Below are 21520 nucleotides of genomic sequence, written 5' to 3'. Positions count from 1 at the left end.
CCTGTTTGAATTATGAGTACCGAAAAGGCAGCCCGGCAGTTTGTCCGTTTACAGGAGATAATGGATGAGTTAAGGGAGAAATGCCCCTGGGATAAAAAGCAAACCATCCAAACCCTTCGCCAGCAATCTATAGAAGAACTCTATGAATTGGCCGATGCTATTTCTGCCGAAGACTGGAAAGGGATTAAAGAAGAGTTGGGCGATCTTTTCCTGCACCTGGTTTTTTATGCAAAAATCGGTGCAGAGCAGAACCAATTCAGCCTGGAAGAGGTATTGCAAGGCATCAATGAAAAACTGATCAGCAGGCATCCGCATATTTATGGTGACGTGGTAGTGAAAGATGAAAATGAGGTGAAAAGGAATTGGGAGCAGCTAAAACTGAAAGAAGGTAAAACCTCCGTATTAAGTGGTGTGCCAAAGGCCTTGCCCGCCATAGTTAAAGCGATGCGCCTGCAGGAGAAAGCCAAACAGGTTGGATTTGAATGGGATAACCGCAGCCAGGTGTGGGATAAAGTAAAAGAGGAAATGGCCGAACTGCAGGAAGCTGTTGAATCTGGCAACCAGGATAGTATGGAAGATGAATTTGGTGACCTGGTTTTTTCATTGATTAATTATGCACGATTTTTGCAACTGGATGCCGAAAATGCGCTGGAACGCACCAATAAAAAATTTATCCGGCGATTTACACAAATGGAATCCATGGCCACTGAACGGGGACAGCAATTGCAAAACATGAGTCTTGCTGAGATGGATGCCCTCTGGAATGCCATCAAAGCAGAAAAGACAACCAACTGATGAATTTCATCCTTTACGTATTAAAAAGAAATGCCTATTTCCTGCTGGCGGCAGCCTGGTTGTTTACTATTGGGTTCATCATCAATAATTATTTTACTGGTGCATCATCCTCAACACCCTATCTGCAATCTGCTATTGAGGAAAGGATCAGGAAACAGGAAAGGAATTTTGATAAGTTTTCCGCCGATACGGTACAATTGAAAGTACTCGCTGAAGGAAGTTATACCGGCCAGCAACTGGACAAACTGACCCGGCTGGACTACAGCCTGTTTGTTTATAAACCTGGACCACATGATAGCTGGGGCCTTGCTTTCTGGAGCAAACAGCAGGTGGAACCAAACAACGATGTCATTTATTCGCACGATAGCCACCAGGTGATCAGGCTCTCCAATGGTCAATATGAATATGTGCGCAAAATTGTGCCACTGGCCCGGATGCAATTGCTGGTGATTGCCCTTATACCCATCAGGACAGAGTACTTCATCCAGAATAATAACCTGCAGAAACAATTTGTAGGATTTCCACATGCTGAAAGTAAAGTAAGCCTGGTGGAGACAGAAACAAATTACCCGGTTCGCAGCCAGAACGGGCAGAATTTGTTTTACCTCCAACCGAAAAACCTTTATGCAAGCCAGGGCGCAAATGAATGGGCGATTTCGCTTTCAGTGCTGGGCATTTTATTATTGCTCATCGTGGTACATAATACCGCCAATAGTATTAGCGACAGGTATGGCTTTGTAAAAGGCCTGGTATTCCTGTTTGGCACTGTAGGACTGATACGCGGCTTGACCTATATGTTTAAGGATGCATTGTCCTGGCGGGCCTATGAATTGTTTGATCCGTCTATTTACAGCTCCAATGGCTTCCTGCCTACCCTGGGTGACCTGATGATCAATGCATTCCTCATTTGCTGGATGTTGCTGTTCATCTATAAAAGAAGTGAGTCCATTAACCTGGCAAGGTTCAGGAGCCGTTTCATGCATTGGCCATTTATTGCCATCGGGGCTTTTTGCCTGGTAGTGATTACATTTTCTTTTGCGGTAGTGATCAAGAGCCTGATTGCAGATGCCCGTATTTCATTCAATGTAACCAACTTTTTCAGTCTCGATTTGTATAGCTTTCTTGGTTTTGTAGTATTAGCCACTATAGCGCTGAGTTATTTCCTGGCATCGTCTGTTATAATAAAGTGGCTGACTCCTTTACTGGATAAGTCGGTATTCGTTTTCTATGCCTTCCTGGCTGGTTTTGGTTTGCTGGTGATTACTTTCATGCGGACAAATACCCTGGTTGAACTGAATATTTTTGTATTGGTCTGGCTGGTCGTATATGTTTGGCTGATGCGGCAGCCGATACTTCGGTCAAAAGATCAACGCTGGTCTATTTCTTTCCTGCTGCTTTGGATATTCCTGTATTCTGTTTCAATTTCCCTTATCATAATTGGCGAAAATAGCCGCATTGAGCTGGAGCAGCGGAAGCGCACTGCAGAAAAGTTGTCGCTTCAGGCTGACCCGACGAGTGAACGACTGCTCAGCATTGCCCTTGCATATTTCGATAACGATTTTTTATATCATAATTTCAACCGCTTCCGGCTGGCGTCCTCCAACAAATACCTGAAAGACAGCCTTATTAATAAAAATTTCAGTGCTTACCTGAATAAGTATGATACGCGTTTGTACACTTTTGATGCATCTGAAAAGCCATTGTACAATGAAGACCCTATATCATTTGACACACTTAATACCATCTTCCGCATTGAAGGGAAACCGACCAATGTAACAGATATGCGGTATTATGAAAAGGGCTTCGACAAGTTCTCCTATATATCGAAAAAGATGGTCATTGATTCGGCTGGTACTGCTGTTGGCTTCATGTTTATTTTGTCGGAACCAAAGAAATACAAAGGAGATGCGCTGGTGCCGGAATTGTTCAGGGCCAGGAAAGACTTCCTGCCCGATGAATATTCGCCTATTTACAGTTATGCCATTTACAATAACCGCGAGCTGATCGATTATTACAATAATTATGCCTTCCCTACGCGGCTAACTGATGCTCAGGTGCCGCGGAATAATTTTACACGCCGGCAGTCTGATAACTATGATGAACTCTGGTACCGCGATAGTAATAAAGTAGTAGTCATTGCCCGGCGCGATAACCTTTGGCTGGAATCTATTACACTGGTAGCTTACCTGTTCAGTACATTCCTGTTATTGCTGGGACTATTCCGGTTGACCAGTACTTTAGTAAGGTCGCGGCTAAGGCTGCCTAACCTGAGGAAGGAACTGCAGATGAATTTGCGCACGCAGATCCATGGCACTATAATTTTCATCAGCCTGTTTTCCTTTTTTGTAATTGGCGCGGCAACTATATTTTTCTTTATAAACCGCTACAATAAGAATAAGCAGGACCAATTGAGCAAGGCCATCCAGATCATGGCGAATGAAGTTCAAACCAAGATCGACAGTAAGTCCTTCCTGGAATATATGATCAGGCTGTACGAAGAAGGGTACAATGAATTACTCGAAAACCTGGTGCAGGAAGTTTCAGAGATCCATGGTACAGATATCAATATTTATGACCTGGACGGGGAACTAAGGCTATCTTCCAATCCGTTTATTTATGATAAGGGAATATTGAGTGTGAGGATGAACCCCGAGGCTTATTATAAACTGCACCGGAAACGGCTGGTGCAGTGTACCGAGGAGGAACAAATGGGGGAGATCAGCTTCCAGAGTATTTATTCGCCGGTTCGCGATGAAAAAGGTAACGCCTACGCGTACCTCAATATGCCATCTTTTGATTCCCAGGTGGAATTGAAAAAGGAGATATCCAACTTCCTCGTAACGATAATCAACCTCAATGCGTTCATATTCCTGATTGCAGGGGTAATTGCTTTGTTCATTACTAACCGGATTACCTCTTCTTTTTCGCTTATCAGTGCAAAAATGCGCGCGGTGAACCTGGGCCAGCACAATGATGAGATCGACTGGAACCGTGAGGATGAAATTGGCGAGTTGGTGAAAGAATACAACAAGATGGTTTTGAAACTGGAAGAAAGTGCTGCGGCGCTGGCCAAGAGTGAGCGCGAGGGAGCCTGGCGTGAAATGGCCCGGCAGGTCGCCCATGAGATCAAGAACCCGCTAACGCCTATGAAGCTGAGTATTCAGTACCTGCAGAAAGCAATCAACAATAATTCTGTTGATGTGAAGCAGCTTACCAGCAACGTGGCTAATACCCTTGTTGAGCAGATAGACCATTTGTCGAAAATCGCGTCGGAGTTTTCGCAGTTTGCCAATATCAGTAATGTGCACAATGAATTGTTTGACCTGCATGAGATATTATATTCTCTTTCTCATTTATATGATTCCAGCGAACAGGTTCAATTCAGCTGGAAGCCGGTTTCCCGAAAAGTTATTGTGGATGCAGACCGCACACAACTGAACAGGTTGTTCACCAATTTGCTCCAGAATGCGGTGGAAGCTACTGAGAACCGCGAAGCACCCGTTGTTGCAGTTGAGGAAATTGTATCCGATAGCCATATTGTAGTCAGCATTTCGGATAACGGACAGGGCATTCCTGCAGTTATGAGGTCCAAGATTTTCACCCCGAATTTCACTACTAAAACTTCGGGCACCGGGCTGGGTCTTGCCATGAGCAAAGGTATTGTGGAACAGGCCAAGGGACGTATCTGGTTTGACACAAAGGAAAACGAAGGCACTACTTTTTTTGTAGAGTTACCCCTTGCCGGACCAGAGCAACCTGTTTAAAATCAACCTCGCTTAGCCGATTGTTTCTGAAGGAAGGACTCCAGTTCTGTACGGCTGAAACTGCTTAGGTTATGGCTGGCAGTTAGCCCGCCTTTTTGTGCGCTGATAACGCCGTACCGGACATCTTCAAAACCCTCTACCTGGTGGGCATCGGGATTAACGGAAAGCAGGCAGCCTTTTTCCATCGCATATGGAATCCAGCTCCAGTCGATATCAAGGCGCCTTGGGTGTGCATTGATCTCAATAACCACCTGGTGGTCTGTACAGGCATCAATAAGCATTTTGTGGTCTACGGGGTAGCCTGGGCGGCTGAGCAGCAGCCTGCCGGTCATATGTCCGAGTATGGTGGTAGAAGGATGCTGGATCGCTTTCAGCAAACGCTGCATGGCTTTCTCTTCCGTCATTTTAAGGTTGCTGTGTATGGAAGTAATCACCAGGTCAAAACTGTTAAGGACAGCGTCTTCGTAATCGAGGCTGCCATCATTCAGGATATCGCATTCGATGCTTTTAAAGATCCGGAAGGGGGCCAGTTTAGTATTCAGTTCATCAATAAGGGTATGTTGTTCCCGGATACGGTCAACGGATAAACCATTTGCATAAAAAGCAGAACGGCTATGGTCGCTGATCACCAGGTATTCATAACCTTTTTCGATGCAGGCTTTTGCCATTACTTCCAGGGTATGCAGGCCATCGCTCCAGTTACTGTGCGAGTGGATGATGCCTTTGATGTCTTCTACCTGTATAGCCGGTGACAGTTTATTTTCTTTGGCCTTTTGAATGAATATTGGCAGTTCCCTTTGGTTCACCGGAACAGTTGACATATTAAAGTGCGAAAACAACTCTGCTTCACCTGCAAATTGCTGATCGGTTGTAAATCCGGTTGCATCGGTAAATGCCTGGAGGAAAGATTCACTGCAGGTAGAAGCGAAGTGGCGCGACACAAAAGTTTCTTTTGTACTGAGTATAAAATTCAGTTTAATCCCTTCAGCACCAGTTGCAGAAATTGTATGGTCGGTATTAAATAATTCAAAATGCTGCGCTTGTAAAAAAGGGGTTAAAATTTCTTTCGGAATGGCAGTCATTACCTGTACATGAGTGATAATATTTGACTGCCTGCTGATTTCCCCGGCCAGTGAAGAAGGGTAGTCCGGGAATTTGTCGCGCAATATTTTTTCAACCTTTAATGCATAAGGTTCAATTTCTGCGAACAGGAAATTGCCTTTGTTCTGGAAAAAAAAGTGGATGGATTGCTTTACACTTTCCTGAGTTTTTTCACCGAAACCTTTATACATCAACAGGCGGTTTTCATCGCAGGCGTACAGTAATTCGCCCAGTGATTCCAGTCCCATTTCTTTCCAGATGGTGGCAATTTTTTTTGGCCCCAGGCCTTTAATCTGCATCATTTCCAAAATACCCGGGGGAGTTTTGAAAATGAGTTCGTTGAGGGCGGCGAGCTGTCCGGTATTCAGGAGTTCGATGATTTTTTTTGCGGCGCTATCACCTATTCCTTTAAATGATGCAATTTTTTCGGGAGGGGTTTCGGAAAGTTGAACAGGAAGCTTTTCAATGGCGAAAGCCGCGGCAGCATAGGATTTCGCTTTAAAAGGATTGTCGCCATGTATATCCATAAGCCTTGCAAGCAGGGCGAATTGGTCGGCTATCGCATAATTGTCCATCATGCGGGTAAAGGTAGGATGAATATAAAAGAAAAAGTCCCGGAGAACCGGGACTTTTAGTATCATTTGCTTTAAGCTATTAAGCTTTTTTAGCTGCGATGGCTTTCTTAATGGCGCCTTTTACAACAGCCCTTTTGATAGCCTTTTTAACGATTGCTTTCTTGATAGCTTTTTTAACGATTGCTTTCTTGATAGCTTTTTTAACTACAGCCTTTTTAATAGCTTTTTTAACTACAGCTTTTTTAACTGCTTTTTTAACTACAGCTTTTTTAACTGCTTTTTTAACTACAGCTTTTTTAACTGCTTTCTTTGCTACAGCTTTTTTTGCGGTTGCCATTTTTTTAGAATTTAATGATTAGTAATTGGGTTACTTCCGTAAAAGTATAAACTAATCTTTAAATCCAAAATTTTTTTTTGTTGTTTAATCGGAATTGATTAAGCAACAACTTCGGCAGCTGCAATTGAAACGATCGTTTTATCGTTTCTTGTTTTCCTGAATTCAACTACACCATCGGTAGTTGCAAACAATGTAAAATCTTTTCCAACACCAACATTTTTACCAGGATGGTAAACTGTTCCGCGTTGGCGAACGATGATGTTGCCTGCGATTGCGGCCTGACCACCAAAGATTTTTACACCGAGGCGCTTGCTTTGCGAGTCGCGACCGTTCTTAACACTACCTTCACCTTTTTTGTGTGCCATGACGTATAAATTTTATGCGATTGATGTTTCGCGATTATGCGATTTCGTTGATCTTGATTTTGGTAAAATGCTTTCTGTGACCAAGCTTTTTACGGAATCCCTTCCTTCTTTTCATTTTAAAAGCAATCACTTTGTCACCCTGCAGGTGGTCAACGATTTCAGCTTTTACAACAGCTTTAACCGATGCACCAGTGCTCAGGCTGCCATTATTATCTACCAGCAATACCTCGGGGAATTCTACTTTGTCGCCGGCGTTTCCTGACAATTGAGGAACGTACAAGGTTTGGTCCTTTTCTACCTTGAATTGCTGTCCGGCTATTTTAACAACTGCAAACATAACTTACCAAAATTAGGAGTGCAAAGGTAAGGGGAAAATCCTAACCTGCAAATAGATTTTGAGAAATATTTACTGCAAATTTAAGGTGCCGTAAGCAAATAGGCCCCTAAATTTGTTGGCATTCACACAGCTTAGCACAATGAAATTCAAGTCTTTTTTGGCAAAACCCTTTGCTGCTTATGTGGTTAAGCAGGTTAAGAGGGCCATGCAAAACGCCGTATCCGACCAGGAAGCTATTTTCCGTGACCTGCTAAAAACAGGGACTGTTACACAATTTGGCAAGGATCATCACTTTAGCGACATAAAAACGATTGAAGAATACAGGCAGGCCGTCCCCATCCGCGATTATGAAGCTTTCAAGCCCTATATCGACCAGATCAAGGAAGGCAAGCACAATATTTTATGGAAGGGGCAACCGATGTATTTCGCCAAGACTTCAGGGACCACCAGTGGGGTAAAATATATACCCATTTCCAAGGAATCTATGCCCAACCATTTTAATACGGGCCGGAATGCAGTGCTCTGCAACCTCGGGGAGATAGGGAACCCGAAAGTGTTTGACGGGAAAATGATTTTTTTGTCCGGCTCACCGGAACTGGAACGGGTGGGCGGAATCCCCACCGGCCGGTTAAGCGGTATTATCAATCACCAGATACCTTCCTACCTGCGCACCAACCAGTTGCCCTCCTACGAGACAAATTGTATAGAGGACTGGGAAACCAAGCTCGACAGGATTGTAGAAGAGACCATTAGCAGGAATATGACACTCATCAGTGGCATTCCGCCCTGGATGCAGATGTATTTCGACCGGCTGATAGAAAAAAGCGGTAAGAAAGTCGGGGAACTCTTCCCTGATTTTTCTGTTTTGGTGCACGGCGGCGTAAATTTTGAACCATACCGTACCAAGTTAATGGAGAGCATCGGCCGGAAAGTTGCAGCTATTGAAACTTTCCCGGCATCAGAAGGCTTTTTTGCTTTCCAGGACAGCCAGCATGCGGAAGGCTTATTATTAAATACCAATAGCGGGATCTGGTTTGAGTTTATCCCGGTGGCGGAGATATTTTCAGAAAAGCCAACCCGTCTGGGTTTACGCGAAGTGAAAACAGGCGAGAACTATGCGTTGATCATTAATAGTAATGCAGGCTTGTGGAGTTATAATATAGGGGATACAGTAAAATTTGTATCAACCGATCCTTACAGGATTGTCGTTTCAGGCAGGATCAAACATTTTATTTCCGCTTTTGGCGAACATGTGATTGGTGAAGAAGTGGAATACAGCCTGATGAAAGCAGCTGAAGAAACAGGGGTGCTGATAACCGAGTTTACCGTAGCGCCGAAAATATCACAGGATAAAGGAAAGTCATACCATGAATGGCTGATAGAATTTGACCAGAGGCCCGCAAATATGGACCTGTTTGCAGCACTGGTAGACGGGAACCTGCGGAAGAAAAATATATATTATGATGACCTGATTACCGGGAATATCCTGATGCCACTGCAAATCCGTGCAGTTAAAAAGAATGGCTTCATTGATTATATGAAGAGCGTCGGGCGGCTGGGTGGACAAAACAAGGTGCCGCGACTGAGCAATGACAGGGGTTTGGCAGAATCGCTGGAGCCTTGGGTGGAGGGGTGATTGGTAAGCAGTAAACAGTAAGCGGTGAGCCTTATTCCCACAGGAATGCCGATTTTCCTGCAGGAAACAATATTTTTTGGGGCATTTCCGCAAAAAACGTATAATTTTGGCTCGCATTTATAAAAACAAGGTTATACGAAACATGAAAGCATTCCAACAACATAGCGCTCCTGCATACATGGATTGCCCCGTTGTATCTTCTCCGGAAGCTGCCTTTAGTTTTTTGCCACCACTGCGACGTGGATGCTGATAGGACGAGCCCTTTGCACCGGCCCCTATCAGTGAAAAAAGCCCAATGGATTTTATTCTTACACCTCCGTGTACGCTAAAAATTTTACTGATTCTTAATTTATTGTCAGTTGGAAACACCATCAATTATTGTGAGGGTAGCCACTCCCGATGATATTCATTTTGCTGCAACCATAACCGAAGAGATGGAATCTTCTGCGAAAGCAAGAGGTACCGGTATTGCTAAAAGATCACCGGAATATATTGCCGAGAAGATGCGCGAAGGGAAAGCTGTTATCGCTTTGACCACAGAAGGTGACTGGGTTGGTTTCTGTTATATCGAAACCTGGAGCCATGGTGAATATGTAGCCAATTCCGGGCTCATTGTTTCCCCGGCTTTCCGGAAAAGCGGCGTAGCCAAACGGATTAAGGAATGCATATTCAACCTGTCCAGGGAAAAATATCCCGAAGCAAAATTGTTTGGCTTAACCACCGGGCTCGCTGTGATGAAAATCAATTCCGACCTGGGATATGAGCCAGTTACCTATTCTGAGTTAACCCAGGATGAAGCATTTTGGGCTGGTTGTAAAAGCTGCGTGAACTATGATATCCTGATGAGCAAAGACCGCAAGAATTGCATGTGCACCGCCATGCTTTATGACCCGAAAGACCATTACAAGCCCGAGGAAACTGCAGAAGAATTCAAGCAGCATTCAAAGGCCTATGAGCGCCTGTTGCGGTTGAAGCAATCGCTGTTTTTGCGGGTGTTCAAAAAGAAGAGCAGCAGTGAAAGCGGTACCGGAACAAGCAGCACAACCAAAAAGAAATTGTTTTCGCCCCTTAATTTTTTGTTTAACCTATAACCCGGAAAAATATCAACTATGGCCCAGAAAGTTGTACTAGGTTTCAGTGGTGGATTAGATACCACTTTTTGTGTGAAATACCTGAGTGAGGACAAAGGATATGAAGTGCATTCCATTATTGTAAATACTGGTGGATTTTCTGCCGAAGAATTGCAGAAAATTGAAGCCCATGCTTATGCCCTTGGAGTGAAATCACATACTACTATTGATGCGGTGAAGGGGTATTATGACCGGATCATCCGTTACCTGATTTATGGTAATGTGCTGAAGAATAATACCTATCCGCTGAGTGTAAGCGCAGAGCGCCTGAGCCAGGCCCTGCATATTGCAGAACACGTAAAGAAACTGGGCGCATCTGCTGTTGCGCATGGAAGTACAGGTGCGGGTAATGACCAGGTTCGTTTTGATATGGTTTTCCATATCATGATTCCGGGCGTTGAAATCCTGACCCCGATCCGCGACCTTAAACTGAGCCGTGAAGCCGAGATCAGCTACCTGAAAGAGAAAGGCATCGCCATGAATTTTGACAAAGCGATGTATTCCATCAATAAAGGATTGTGGGGAACCAGTGTAGGCGGAAAAGAAACCCTTTCATCAAAGGGCATGCTGCCCGAAGAAGCCTGGCCAACACAGGTCACCAAATCAACTGCTGAGGAAGTGAAACTTCATTTCGAAAAAGGCGAGCTAACCGCCATTAATGACCGGAAATTTGAACATCCCTCTGAAGCGATCCAATACCTGCAAACAATTGCCGGACCATTTGGTATCGGCCGTGATATCCATGTAGGCGATACTATTATCGGCATAAAGGGCCGGGTTGGTTTTGAAGCGGCTGCACCGATGGTGATTATAAAAGCGCACCATGCCCTGGAAAAGCATGTGCTGACCAAGTGGCAGCTGACCTGGAAAGACCAGCTGGCGCAGTTCTACGGCAACTGGTTGCACGAGGGACAAATCCTGGATCCGGTGATGCGCGATATGGAAGCATTTTTTGAGAGGTCGCAACAGAATGTAACCGGTGATGTATTTATGAACCTGATGCCTTACCGTTTCCAGGTTATTGGTATCGAATCGAAATACGATCTCATGTCCTCCAAATTCGGCAAATACGGCGAGATGAATAGTGGCTGGTCGGGCGAGGACGTGCGCGGATTCAGCAAGATATTTGGCAACCAGGTGGCGATTTGGAATTCAGTAAATAGTGGGCAGTGAACGGTAAGCCGTAAGCGGTTAACGGGATGCACCTACCACTTATCTGGATTTTAGCATTTTAAACATTATCATGATGATCAAGATTGGTATAGTTGGCGGAGCCGGATATACCGGTGGGGAACTGATCAGGTTGCTGATCAATCATCCGCAGTCAGAACTGGTTTTTGTGCACAGCAAGAGTAGCGCCGGAAAGGCATTGCATAGCGTGCATCAGGATTTGCTGGGTGAAACCGACCTGCGTTTTACAGATGAACTGCAACGTGATATTGACCTGCTTTATTTATGTACCGGTCATGGTGAGGCCAGGAAATTCCTGGAGGCACATCCGCCATCAGGGCATACCCGTATCATTGATTTGTCGAATGATTTCAGGCTGCAGGCACAATCCACCATTTTTGACCTGCAATTTGTATATGGTTTACCGGAACTGAACCGCGAATCCATCAAAACAGCAAAAGCAATAGCCAATCCGGGTTGCTTCGCAACGGCCATACAGGTCGGCCTGTTGCCACTGGCACAAAGGGGTTTACTGAAAGACATTTACACCACCGGAATAACCGGATCTACCGGTGCCGGTCAGTCGCTTTCGGCCACCTCACATTTCAGCTGGCGCGCCAATAATATTCAGGCATATAAAACATTAACCCACCAGCACCTTGGGGAGATCGGTCAATCCCTTTCCCGGCTGCAACCCAATACAGATATAGAGCTCAGCTTTGTGCCCTGGAGAGGGGATTTTACCAGGGGCATTTTTGCCAGCTCTACAATAACGGCCGACTTGTCACAGAAGGAATTGAATGACCTGTTCAACAGCTACTATGAAGGGCATCCTTTTACACATTTGTCAACCGAGCCCATATTTATGAAGCAGGTGGTCAATACCAATAAAGCGGTTGTACAGGTTGAAAAGGTGGGTACAAAAATGGTGGTGCATTCTGCCATTGATAATTTACTGAAAGGCGCAAGCGGGCAGGCGGTTCAGAATATGAACCTGATGTTTGGATTGGAGGAAACGACAGGGCTGAATTTGAAAGCCAATTATTTTTAGGTAAGCAGTAAGAACATTAATTTATCTGAACAATTGAAGCATGAAACTTTTTGATGTATATCCGTTGAATGATATTACCATAACCAGGGCAAAGGGTGCCCGGGTATGGGATGACAAAGGGAACCAGTACCTCGACATGTATGGCGGTCATGCCGTGATCTCTATCGGTCATACCCATCCGCATTGGGTGAAAAGAATTGAAGACCAGCTGGAGCAGATTGCTTTTTATTCTAATTCCCTGATTATCCCCCAGCAACGGGAACTGGCCGGAAAACTGGGCATGATGTCCGGTAAAGATGAATACCAGTTGTTCCTGTGTAATTCAGGTGCAGAAGCCAATGAAAATGCGCTGAAGCTGGCGTCATTCCATACGGGCCGTAAAAAGATCGTGGCTTTCCGTAAGTCGTTTCACGGCAGGACCTCACTGGCAGTTGCAGCAACTGATAATCCTGCTATTGTTGCACCGGTTAACCAAACCCCGAATATAATATTCCTGCCTTTCAATGATATAAGCGCTTTACAGGCCTGTTTCAAGGCGCAGGGCGATGAAATTGCCGCAGTGATTGTGGAAGGCATCCAGGGAGTTGGCGGCATTAATGTTGCAAGCCCTGACTTTTTAAGAACTATCCGTCAATTGTGCGACCAGAACGGGGCAGTATATATTGCTGATGCTGTACAGTGTGGCTACGGTCGCAGCGGCCAATTTTATGCGCATGACCATGCCGGTGTAAACGCCGATATTTATTCTATGGCTAAAGGTATGGGCAATGGCTTCCCCGTAGCCGGTATTTCTATCGCCCCGCACCTGCAACCCAAACATGGCATGCTGGGTACCACTTTCGGTGGCAACCACCTGGCCTGCGCGGCTGCACTGGGTGTGCTGGAAGTAATGCTGCAGGAAAACCTGATGGCGAATGCACATGCCATTGGCAATTACTTAATGACCGAATTAAAAAAAATACCGGTGTTGCAAAATGTACGCGGAGCCGGACTAATGATAGGATTTGATGTGCCTGAAGCGTTTAAGGATCTCCGGAAGAACCTGCTGTGGAAGCACTTCATTTTTACAGGCGAGGCCAAACCTAATGTAATCAGGCTGTTGCCATCACTGGCGCTGACGAAAGAGGAAGCGGACGAGTTTTTGGACGCGTTGAGGAAAGAGTTAAGCGGCGAGCGGTAAACCCGTTTTCACGATTCACGATTCACCATTCACTACCAACCATGAATAACTTCATCTCTGTTAAAGACGTAACCGATATCCACGCATTGGTGCAATCGGCATTGGCCTATAAGGCAGATCCCTATAAGGACCTTGCATTGGGCGCACGCAAAAGGATCGGGTTATTGTTCCTGAACCCTAGCATGCGCACCCGCCTGAGTACGCAAATTGCCGCGCAGCAACTGGGCATGGAAGCAGTTGTCTTCAATGTGGGCAGCGAAGGCTGGGCACTGGAATTTGAAGAAGAAGCCATCATGAGCGGCAACACCGTAGAACACGTAAAAGATGCGGCGCCTGTTATGGGCAGGTATTTCGATATCCTTTGCCTGCGCACTTTCCCGTCGTTGAAAAACCGCGAGGACGATTACAGTGAATTGTATATCAATCAATTTATAAAATATGCGGGCATACCCGTGGTAAGCCTGGAGAGTGCTACCCTGCATCCCCTGCAAAGCCTTACGGATATTGTTACCATCACCGAAGAACTTGCAAGGACTACCGCAGCCGGACAGCCGAAAAGACGCCCTAAAGTTGTGCTGACCTGGGCGCCGCACGTTAAACCACTGCCACAGTGTGTGGCCAATAGTTTTGCGCAATGGGTGAATGCCTGGGGACAGTCAGATTTTACAATTACCCATCCTGAAGATTATGAACTGGATGAATCTTTCACAAAGGGCGCTGCAATTATGCACGACCAGCAGGCAGCCCTGAAAGATGCGGATTTTGTGTATGTGAAAAACTGGAGCACGTTTGCTGACTATGGCAAGATTTATAATAACGATCCATCATGGATGCTTACAAATGAAAAAATGCTGGTGACCAATTCAGCTAAAGTGATGCATTGTTTACCGGTCCGCCGGAATGTGGAATTGAGCGATGAAATACTCGACGGCGCCAATAGCCTTGTAACCACACAGGCAGGCAACAGGGTCTGGGCAGCGCAGGCAGTTCTGGCTGAGATTTTGAGGGGTAAACGGTAAGCGGTGAATGGTGAGCGGGGGATATCCGCAAGTGGAAAAACTAAATGAAATGGAACAGGTATTTGTTATAAAGATTGGGGGGAATGTGATTGATGATCCTGATGCGCTGGAAAGTTTCCTTCGTGATTTTTCGACTATAGAAGGCCGGAAGATACTCGTGCATGGCGGAGGTAAAATTGCTACCCGCCTGGGTGACCAGCTGGGCATTGTTTCCCGGTATATTGATGGCAGGAGGATCACCGATGATGCGACCATCGACCTGGTGACCATGGTCTATGGCGGTTTGGTTAATAAAAAGATTGTGGCCCGGTTGCAAGCCATGCATTGCAATGCAATGGGTATTACCGGTGCAGATGCCAACCTGGTACCGGCGCAGAAAAGACCAGTTAAGGATATCGATTTCGGATGGGTAGGTGATGTTTACAGCGATACAATACCACAAGACAGCTGGCAGGTTTTACTTGACCATCATTTTGTTCCGGTACTTGCGCCTCTTACCCACGACGGATCCGGGCACATATTGAACACCAATGCCGATACCATGGCATCAGCCATAGCCATTTCATTATCGTGTAAATACCTGGTTCGTTTGTTATATTGTTTTGAAAAAAAAGGCGTACTGGAATCTGTTACTGATGAAGATTCTGTTATCCGGCATTTGAACAAGGCATCCTATACTGAATTGAAATCTTCCGGAAAATTATTTGCCGGTATCCTGCCAAAAATTGACAATGCCTTTGCTGCAATTGAAGCTGGTGTGCAGGAAGTTTTGATCGGTCATGCGGATGACCTTTTACAAAATACCGGGGCAACCACAACCGGAACATTAATTACAGCATGACGCCAGATATGTTATATACCGATGCGCTTCATCTTTTGCAGGCGCTGATTGCCCGGCCTTCTTTTAGCCGGGAAGAACAGGACACTGCAGCAGTGCTCATGAATTTTTTCCATGAAAGGAATATTCCGGCTAAGCAACACCTGAATAATGTTTGGGCGGTGAATGCTTATTTTGATCCTGCGAAACCAACTCTTTTACTGAATTCCCACCACGATACTGTTAAGCCCAATCCGCAATATAGCCGGGATCCGTTCAAGCCTCTAATTGAGGATGGTAAATTATTCGGACTAGGCAGTAATGATGCGGGCGGGCCACTGGTTTCCCTTGTAGCAACCTTCCTGCATTTTTATGATCAGCCAAATTTGCCCTGGAACATTGTATTGGCGGCAACTGCCGAAGAAGAGATTTCAGGATTCAATGGAATAGAAGCGTTATTGAAATCGCCGGATTTTATATTAGCAACAAACCCTGTGGGTGAAACACCCTATTCGAATTGGTTTGCTATTGTTGGCGAGCCAACGCAGATGCAACTGGCCGTTGCAGAAAAAGGTTTGCTGGTGCTCGATTGCACGGCACACGGAAAAGCGGGCCATGCGGCAAGGGAGGAAGGTGTAAATGCGATATATGCCGCAATGGATGATATCAAATGGTTCCGTAATTATCATTTCGAAAAGGTTTCACCAACCCTTGGTCCGGTTAAGATGAATGTAACCGTTATACAAACAGAAAACAAGGCGCACAATATGGTGCCGGCCAGTTGCCAGTTTGTTGTTGATATACGGGTGACCGATGTTTACACCCATGAAGAATTACTGGACCTGGTGCAGCAATCAGTCCGCTGCGATGTTAAGCCCCGGAGTCTCCGGATGCGGGCTACTGGAATTTCGCCTTCGCACCCGTTAGTCGCAGCAGGTATAGCATTAGGTAAGCAAAGCTATGGTTCACCCACCTGTTCCGATAAGGCCCTGATGCCCTTCCCGGCATTGAAATGCGGTCCGGGTGACAGCGCCCGAAGCCATTCTGCCGATGAATACATTTACCTTTCAGAAATCGAACAGGGCATCAGCGGATACATTCATTTGATTACGCTTGCCATGAAACCCCATTAACTATTCACTATTCACCATTCACCATTCACAATGAAGCTCTGGCAAAAAAATACCCCCGCCTTACAGGAAGTTGACCGGTTTACGGTTGGCCGTGACCGTGAATTTGATACCATGATGGCCCGCCAGGATGTATTGGGCAATATGGCCCATGCCATTATGTTGTCGGAAATCGGGTTACTGACCAGGGATGAATTGAAGGACCTGCTGGGGGCACTGAAGAAAATCCATGCACGTGTTGTTGCAGGGGATTTCCGCATAGAGGAAGGAGTAGAAGACGTCCATTCGCAGGTTGAGTTTTTACTGACCAGGGAATTGGGGGATACCGGTAAGAAAATACATAGCGCGCGGAGCCGCAATGACCAGGTACTTGTGGACCTGAAATTGTTCCTGCGTGATGAATTGCAGGGTTTGGCGGAAGCCATTATTCCATTTTTCGGGTTGCTGCAAAAACAAAGCGAGGCGTTTAAAGGCGACCTTTTGCCTGGCTATACACATTTACAGCTGGCAATGCCATCCTCATTCGGATTATGGTTTGGTGCCTATGCAGAAAGCCTGGTGGATGACATGCTGTTATTACATGCAGCCTATGAAGTCGTGAATAAGAATCCATTGGGATCAGCTGCGGGATACGGTTCCTCTTTTCCGGTCAACAGGACAAGGACCACCCAATTATTGGGATTTGCAGACCTTAATTACAATGTCGTATATGCGCAAATGGGCAGGGGGAAAGCAGAGCGGGTTGTAGCGATGGCCATGGCCAATATTGCCGATACCCTCGCCAAACTGTCCATGGATGCCTGCTTGTTCCTGAACCAGAATTTCGGTTTCATTAGTTTCCCGGCGGAACTTACCACCGGCAGCAGTATCATGCCCCATAAAAAAAACCCGGATGTATTCGAACTGATCCGGTCCCATTGTAACCGAATCAAGGCATTGCCAAATGAAATAATGCTGATGACTACCAACCTGCCATCGGGTTATCACCGTGATTTGCAGTTATTGAAGGAGCATTTGTTCCCGGCTTTTGGTGTGTTAAAGGATTGTATCAGTATGGCTTCCCTGATGTTAGACAATATCAGGGTTAATAAAGATATCCTGGCCGATGAAAAATACCGTTACCTGTTCAGTGTGGAGGAGGTGAACAAACTTGTACTGGCGGGCGTACCCTTCAGGGATGCTTATAAAACAGTGGGTCTGGCCATTGAAGATGGCAGTTATACCTACGATACAACTGTTCACCATACGCATGAAGGAAGTATTGGCAACCTTTGCAATGGGGCAATTGCAGGAGCCATGGACCAGGTTTTTTCCCGCTTCAATTTTAATAAAACAAATGCCGCTTTGGAGCAATTATTCCGTTAATTTGCCGTTTCCGACCTTAATCAAGAAATGATGCAGAAACGTATTGCGATATTCGGTTCTACAGGCTCAATAGGCACACAGGCCCTGGAAGTGATTGCTGCCAACCCGACTTTATTCAGTGTTGAGGTACTTACCGCCCAGCAGAATGATGAATTGCTGGTGCAACAAGCCCTGCAATACAATCCGAATATTGTTGTTATAGGCGATGAAGGCCGCTACCAGAAAGTTAAAGATGCCCTTGCAGGAACAAATACCAAAGTATTTGCCGGTGAACAATCTATTGAGGATGTTGCCGGGATGGATTGTTATGATCTTATGCTTGCCGGGATTGTGGGTTTTGCCGGATTGAAACCTACGCTCAGGGCAGTAGAACAGGGTAAGGCAGTGGCACTGGCAAATAAAGAGACGCTGGTTGTTGCCGGAGATATCATGATGCGGAAGGCCATTGAGAAGCGGGTACCTATTATTCCCGTGGATAGCGAGCATTCGGCCATCTTTCAATGCCTGGTGGGAGAGAACCTCAATCCAATTGATAAAATAATATTGACAGCGTCGGGCGGACCATTCCTGGGCAAGAAGCCTAATTTCCTGGTGAATGTTAAGCGTGACCATGCTTTGCAGCATCCCAACTGGAGTATGGGCGCCAAAATTTCAATTGATTCCGCCACACTGATGAATAAGGGTTTGGAAATGATTGAAGCGAAATGGCTGTTCAACCTGAAACCCGAACAGGTTCAGGTGATGGTGCATCCGCAGAGTATTATCCACAGCATGGTGCAATTCCAGGATGGAAGTATCAAAGCCCAGATGGGATTACCCGATATGAAGTTGCCGATACAATATGCGCTGTCTTTTCCCCAAAGACTGGCAAATGCATTTCCGCGTTACGATTTCCGGCGTCCAAATACCTTGACTTTTGAAGAACCTGATATAAAGACCTTCCGCAATTTATCGCTCGCTACTGAGGCCTTGTATAAAGGCGGGAACCTGCCCTGCGTGCTGAATGCCGCCAATGAAATTGCCGTGTTCGCTTTCCTGCGCAACAGGGTAGGCTTCCTGGATATGACAGATGTTATTGAAAGGACCATGCAAAAAGTTCCATTCATTGCACAACCCACCCTTGAGGAATATTTTGAAAGTGATGCTGAGGCAAGGGAATTTGCCGCAACACTTATTCATATGTAATTGGCTATTTTACATGAACGGTATCAACCAGGTACAATACCCCGCTGTTGTAATAGCGTAATATCATTGGCCCTGCTGCTAACGGTAAAATCGTAAACACGGTATCTTTTATATATTCTCCGCCCGCACAAATAGTATCCCCTTTTGCCGGATTGGGTATGCTGCCTACTGCAGCGATATCATATTGGCGGACTCCGGATGTTTTTCCTTCAAAGCCTTCAAATTTATAGCAGGAGTTTGGTCCGGTTGCTATAACATTAATTTTTACTGTATCACCAACTGCCGCGGAATCAATTTGCTGAATATTACTAAAATTCATGTAAGTCAATATACGATCGGGCTGCGGTGTTGGCGTAGTTTTCAGGCATGCTGCGAAAAAAACGGCTACAAATAATAAAAAAACCAGGTTTTTCATGAAAGTTGTTTTTGTTCAGACAACGATCGGGTTTAAATCGTTGCCTCTTAAGAAAATATTATTACAGCCATAGCCTTTTTTCCCGGATATTTGTCCCTATTTTAAAACTGAATTGCAGGGAATCAATATATGAGTTTGTTAGCAATTAACTGGGCAGAAGCGGGCGTTAAGGCGGGGCAATTTATCCTATCCTTTTCAATAATCGTAATTCTTCATGAATTGGGGCATTTCCTGCCGGCTAGATGGTTTAAATGCCGGGTAGAAAAATTCTACCTATTTTTTAATCCGTGGTTTTCACTTTTCAAGAAAAAGATCGGCGAAACAGAATATGGCTTAGGCTGGATTCCTTTTGGTGGTTATGTGAAGATATCAGGGATGATTGATGAGAGCATGGACAAGGAGCAGTTGAAATTACCGGCCCAGCCCTGGGAGTTTCGCAGCAAGCCTGCCTGGCAGCGACTGATCATCATGATTGGTGGTGTTACCATAAACCTGGTTTTGGGTTTCCTGATTTATGCCTGCATGTTGTGGTATTGGGGTGAGTCGTATGTTCCTACCAATAAATTCACTTATGGTATTGCCACCGATTCACTGGCGCAAAGCATTGGATTGCGCGATGGAGATAAGGTATTAAGCGTTGATGGCGAATATATTGACCGCTTCAGTAAGATCCCGTTGAAGGTGGTACTTGGTGGCGCCAAAACCATCCAGGTAGATCGCAGTGGCCAACCGGTTACCATTAATATCCCTGCTGATTTCGCAGCAAAGCTGATCCATTTTAAGACCATCAATTTTATAGATATGCGGATGCCTTTCCTGGCTATTGATTCGGTTGTGGATACCAGTGCTGCAGGAAGGGCGGGTTTACGGAAGAATGACAGGATATTAAGTGTAAATAGGATAGCTGTTCCGTATTACCATGAATTCAGGAAGCAGATCCAATCCAATAAAAATAAGGATATCCAATTGTTGGTGTTGCGCGGTGCGGATACGATGAAGCTTAACGCATCAATAGGAGCAACTGGTACCATTGGGTTATACCCGGTTTCAGCAAAAGATAAGTTTGAGGTAAAGGAAATCAAATACGGATTTTTTGAGGCGATTCCAGCCGGATTGAAAAGAAGCGTGGAAACACTGGAAGGATATTGGTTGCAATTGAAACTGATCTTCAGCGGCAAGGTAAATACCAATGAATCTTTGGGTAGTGTAATCAGTATCGGAAAAATGTTTGCACCTGAGTGGGACTGGCAACAGTTCTGGAGCCTGACTGCATTTTTCTCCCTGGTGCTCGCTCTTATGAATATTTTGCCGATACCCGGACTGGATGGTGGTCATGCACTGTTTACGATCATTGAAATTGTTAGCGGCCGAAAACCCAGCGAGAAGTTCCTGGAATATGCACAGATGGTGGGGATGGTGTTATTGCTTGGGTTGATGGCCTATGCACTGGGATTGGATATTTTCCGCTTATTTAAATAATGGGTTTAGTGTTTTTTGGGGTATGGGAGCTTCAAAATTGAAAGCTCAGTCCCAATAAATAGAACCGCCTTTCCTGGTCAAATGGGTCAAAGAGATAGGCCGACAGTGTTGATTTTGGCAAAAAATTACTGTTTATCATAAAGCCACGGTCTATTTCACGCCCTGTTTTGTACAGCTTCGACTTTTGTGCAACTATGCCTGGCTCAAACCATGGTTTAAGGGTATAAGTTAATTCAGACCAGCTGTAAAAAAAATTGCTCTGTTCATCATCAAGGTCAAAGGCATACTCGTTTTGGGAACTGAAGTTGATCTGCTTATAACTTAAGTTGGTGGTTAATCCCGGTAAAATTGCCTTCGTATTTCCAAATGCTATCCCAAGCATAGGTATTAGTTCCCAGTTTACAGCATGGGCATCATCCGAAAAGGAATAACCTGCGAACAGTGATGCGGTTTGCAGGTCTTCATAGTTATACCTGGCCTCTGCATACATATTACGGTAATAACCACCTGCAATGCCCATACCATAATTAGTACCATCATTCAGGTGGTTAAAATAGCCCGAAAAAAACACATCGTGAATAGCCTTTTTATTTGCCGTGCTGTCCTGGGCCAGTGCAACAAATGTAAAGGCCATATAAAACAAAGTGCAAAGAATTGTTCTAACCATTC

19 protein-coding genes are annotated in these 21520 nt (G+C 45.3%); 13 read left to right on the top strand and 6 right to left on the bottom strand.

Going from position 1 to position 21520, the window contains the following annotated elements:
- Positions 1 to 12 precede the first annotated feature (12 nt).
- Positions 13 to 795 carry a nucleoside triphosphate pyrophosphohydrolase gene (gene mazG / locus LAQ65_RS07215; protein ID WP_224116277.1) on the top strand — a complete coding sequence of 261 codons (783 nt, stop codon included), beginning with the start codon at positions 13 to 15 and terminating at the stop codon, positions 793 to 795.
- A complete protein-coding gene (locus tag LAQ65_RS07210; RefSeq protein ID WP_224116276.1) occupies positions 795 to 4559 on the top strand; it encodes a sensor histidine kinase in 3765 nt (1254 codons plus the stop codon). The genes mazG and LAQ65_RS07210 overlap by 1 nt, the downstream gene beginning before the upstream one ends.
- Positions 4560 to 4561: 2 nt before the next feature.
- Here the strand turns inward: LAQ65_RS07210 and LAQ65_RS07205 are convergent, their stop codons facing one another.
- The 4 genes from LAQ65_RS07205 to rplU form a co-directional block, all read right to left on the bottom strand.
- Positions 4562 to 6301 carry a DNA polymerase/3'-5' exonuclease PolX gene (locus LAQ65_RS07205; RefSeq protein WP_224116275.1) on the bottom strand — a complete coding sequence of 580 codons (1740 nt, stop codon included), beginning with the start codon at positions 6299 to 6301 and terminating at the stop codon, positions 4562 to 4564.
- Between the two features lie 13 nt (positions 6302 to 6314).
- Positions 6315 to 6572, bottom strand: coding sequence for a hypothetical protein (locus LAQ65_RS07200; protein ID WP_224116274.1), 258 nt, complete (start codon positions 6570 to 6572; stop codon positions 6315 to 6317).
- Between the two features lie 98 nt (positions 6573 to 6670).
- The gene (gene rpmA, locus LAQ65_RS07195; RefSeq protein WP_224116273.1) at positions 6671 to 6937 is read right to left on the bottom strand and encodes a 50S ribosomal protein L27; all 267 of its coding nucleotides are present in this window, start codon (positions 6935 to 6937) and stop codon (positions 6671 to 6673) included.
- A gap of 34 nt (positions 6938 to 6971) precedes the next feature.
- A complete protein-coding gene (gene rplU / locus LAQ65_RS07190) occupies positions 6972 to 7274 on the bottom strand; it encodes a 50S ribosomal protein L21 (RefSeq protein WP_224116272.1) in 303 nt (100 codons plus the stop codon).
- 157 nt (positions 7275 to 7431) lie between these two features.
- On the opposite strand from rplU, the gene LAQ65_RS07185 reads away from it, so the two are divergent.
- From LAQ65_RS07185 to LAQ65_RS07140, 10 genes are all read left to right on the top strand, one after another.
- Complete coding sequence (locus tag LAQ65_RS07185) at positions 7432 to 8910, top strand: GH3 auxin-responsive promoter family protein (RefSeq protein WP_224116271.1); 1479 nt, start codon at positions 7432 to 7434, stop codon at positions 8908 to 8910.
- Between the two features lie 359 nt (positions 8911 to 9269).
- A complete protein-coding gene (locus tag LAQ65_RS07180; protein ID WP_224116270.1) occupies positions 9270 to 10001 on the top strand; it encodes a GNAT family N-acetyltransferase in 732 nt (243 codons plus the stop codon).
- An 18-nt stretch (positions 10002 to 10019) separates the two neighbouring features.
- Entirely contained in the window at positions 10020 to 11213 is a 1194-nt protein-coding gene (argG, locus tag LAQ65_RS07175; RefSeq protein WP_224116269.1) for an argininosuccinate synthase, read from the top strand.
- 70 nt (positions 11214 to 11283) lie between these two features.
- Positions 11284 to 12261, top strand: a complete 978-nt coding sequence (argC, locus tag LAQ65_RS07170) for an N-acetyl-gamma-glutamyl-phosphate reductase (RefSeq protein ID WP_224116268.1) — start codon at positions 11284 to 11286, stop codon at positions 12259 to 12261.
- Positions 12262 to 12301: 40 nt separating this feature from the next.
- Entirely contained in the window at positions 12302 to 13441 is a 1140-nt protein-coding gene (locus LAQ65_RS07165; RefSeq protein ID WP_224116267.1) for an aspartate aminotransferase family protein, read from the top strand.
- Between the two features lie 41 nt (positions 13442 to 13482).
- Entirely contained in the window at positions 13483 to 14460 is a 978-nt protein-coding gene (locus LAQ65_RS07160; RefSeq protein ID WP_224116266.1) for a Rossmann-fold NAD(P)-binding domain-containing protein, read from the top strand.
- A 49-nt stretch (positions 14461 to 14509) separates the two neighbouring features.
- Positions 14510 to 15301 carry an acetylglutamate kinase gene (argB, locus tag LAQ65_RS07155; protein ID WP_224116265.1) on the top strand — a complete coding sequence of 264 codons (792 nt, stop codon included), beginning with the start codon at positions 14510 to 14512 and terminating at the stop codon, positions 15299 to 15301.
- Positions 15298 to 16410 carry a M20 family metallo-hydrolase gene (locus LAQ65_RS07150; protein ID WP_224116264.1) on the top strand — a complete coding sequence of 371 codons (1113 nt, stop codon included), beginning with the start codon at positions 15298 to 15300 and terminating at the stop codon, positions 16408 to 16410. Before argB ends, LAQ65_RS07150 begins: the two co-directional genes overlap by 4 nt.
- A 30-nt stretch (positions 16411 to 16440) precedes the next feature.
- Entirely contained in the window at positions 16441 to 17772 is a 1332-nt protein-coding gene (gene argH / locus LAQ65_RS07145; RefSeq protein ID WP_224116263.1) for an argininosuccinate lyase, read from the top strand.
- A gap of 30 nt (positions 17773 to 17802) precedes the next feature.
- Entirely contained in the window at positions 17803 to 18957 is a 1155-nt protein-coding gene (locus tag LAQ65_RS07140; protein ID WP_317196987.1) for a 1-deoxy-D-xylulose-5-phosphate reductoisomerase, read from the top strand.
- Between the two features lie 4 nt (positions 18958 to 18961).
- Here LAQ65_RS07140 and LAQ65_RS07135 read toward each other — a convergent pair whose 3' ends face one another.
- Entirely contained in the window at positions 18962 to 19372 is a 411-nt protein-coding gene (locus tag LAQ65_RS07135; protein ID WP_224116261.1) for a hypothetical protein, read from the bottom strand.
- A gap of 129 nt (positions 19373 to 19501) precedes the next feature.
- On the opposite strand from LAQ65_RS07135, the gene rseP reads away from it, so the two are divergent.
- Positions 19502 to 20851, top strand: coding sequence for an RIP metalloprotease RseP (gene rseP, locus LAQ65_RS07130; RefSeq protein WP_224116260.1), 1350 nt, complete (start codon positions 19502 to 19504; stop codon positions 20849 to 20851).
- Between the two features lie 31 nt (positions 20852 to 20882).
- On the opposite strand, the gene LAQ65_RS07125 is transcribed toward rseP, so the two are convergent.
- The gene (locus LAQ65_RS07125) at positions 20883 to 21518 is read right to left on the bottom strand and encodes a hypothetical protein (protein ID WP_224116259.1); all 636 of its coding nucleotides are present in this window, start codon (positions 21516 to 21518) and stop codon (positions 20883 to 20885) included.
- Positions 21519 to 21520 lie beyond the last annotated feature (2 nt).

This window comes from Flavihumibacter profundi (genome assembly GCF_020076305.1).
Taxonomy (GTDB): Bacteria; Bacteroidota; Bacteroidia; order Chitinophagales; family Chitinophagaceae; genus Flavihumibacter; species Flavihumibacter profundi.
This window is presented reverse-complemented; position numbering and strand designations above follow the sequence as displayed.

Bases quoted from the DNA above. Each gene is read 5' to 3' on its own strand.
- mazG (WP_224116277.1), top strand. From the start codon at position 13: ATGAGTACCGAAAAGGCAGCCCGGCAGTTTGTCCGTTTACAGGAGATA.
- LAQ65_RS07210 (WP_224116276.1), top strand. From the start codon at position 795: ATGAATTTCATCCTTTACGTATTAAAAAGAAATGCCTATTTCCTGCTG.
- LAQ65_RS07205 (WP_224116275.1), bottom strand. From the start codon at position 6,301: ATGATACTAAAAGTCCCGGTTCTCCGGGACTTTTTCTTTTATATTCAT.
- LAQ65_RS07200 (WP_224116274.1), bottom strand. From the start codon at position 6,572: ATGGCAACCGCAAAAAAAGCTGTAGCAAAGAAAGCAGTTAAAAAAGCT.
- rpmA (WP_224116273.1), bottom strand. From the start codon at position 6,937: ATGGCACACAAAAAAGGTGAAGGTAGTGTTAAGAACGGTCGCGACTCG.
- rplU (WP_224116272.1), bottom strand. From the start codon at position 7,274: ATGTTTGCAGTTGTTAAAATAGCCGGACAGCAATTCAAGGTAGAAAAG.
- argG (WP_224116269.1), top strand. From the start codon at position 10,020: ATGGCCCAGAAAGTTGTACTAGGTTTCAGTGGTGGATTAGATACCACT.
- argC (WP_224116268.1), top strand. From the start codon at position 11,284: ATGATGATCAAGATTGGTATAGTTGGCGGAGCCGGATATACCGGTGGG.
- LAQ65_RS07165 (WP_224116267.1), top strand. From the start codon at position 12,302: ATGAAACTTTTTGATGTATATCCGTTGAATGATATTACCATAACCAGG.
- LAQ65_RS07160 (WP_224116266.1), top strand. From the start codon at position 13,483: ATGAATAACTTCATCTCTGTTAAAGACGTAACCGATATCCACGCATTG.
- argB (WP_224116265.1), top strand. From the start codon at position 14,510: ATGGAACAGGTATTTGTTATAAAGATTGGGGGGAATGTGATTGATGAT.
- LAQ65_RS07150 (WP_224116264.1), top strand. From the start codon at position 15,298: ATGACGCCAGATATGTTATATACCGATGCGCTTCATCTTTTGCAGGCG.
- argH (WP_224116263.1), top strand. From the start codon at position 16,441: ATGAAGCTCTGGCAAAAAAATACCCCCGCCTTACAGGAAGTTGACCGG.
- LAQ65_RS07140 (WP_317196987.1), top strand. From the start codon at position 17,803: ATGCAGAAACGTATTGCGATATTCGGTTCTACAGGCTCAATAGGCACA.
- LAQ65_RS07135 (WP_224116261.1), bottom strand. From the start codon at position 19,372: ATGAAAAACCTGGTTTTTTTATTATTTGTAGCCGTTTTTTTCGCAGCA.
- rseP (WP_224116260.1), top strand. From the start codon at position 19,502: ATGAGTTTGTTAGCAATTAACTGGGCAGAAGCGGGCGTTAAGGCGGGG.
- LAQ65_RS07125 (WP_224116259.1), bottom strand. From the start codon at position 21,518: ATGGTTAGAACAATTCTTTGCACTTTGTTTTATATGGCCTTTACATTT.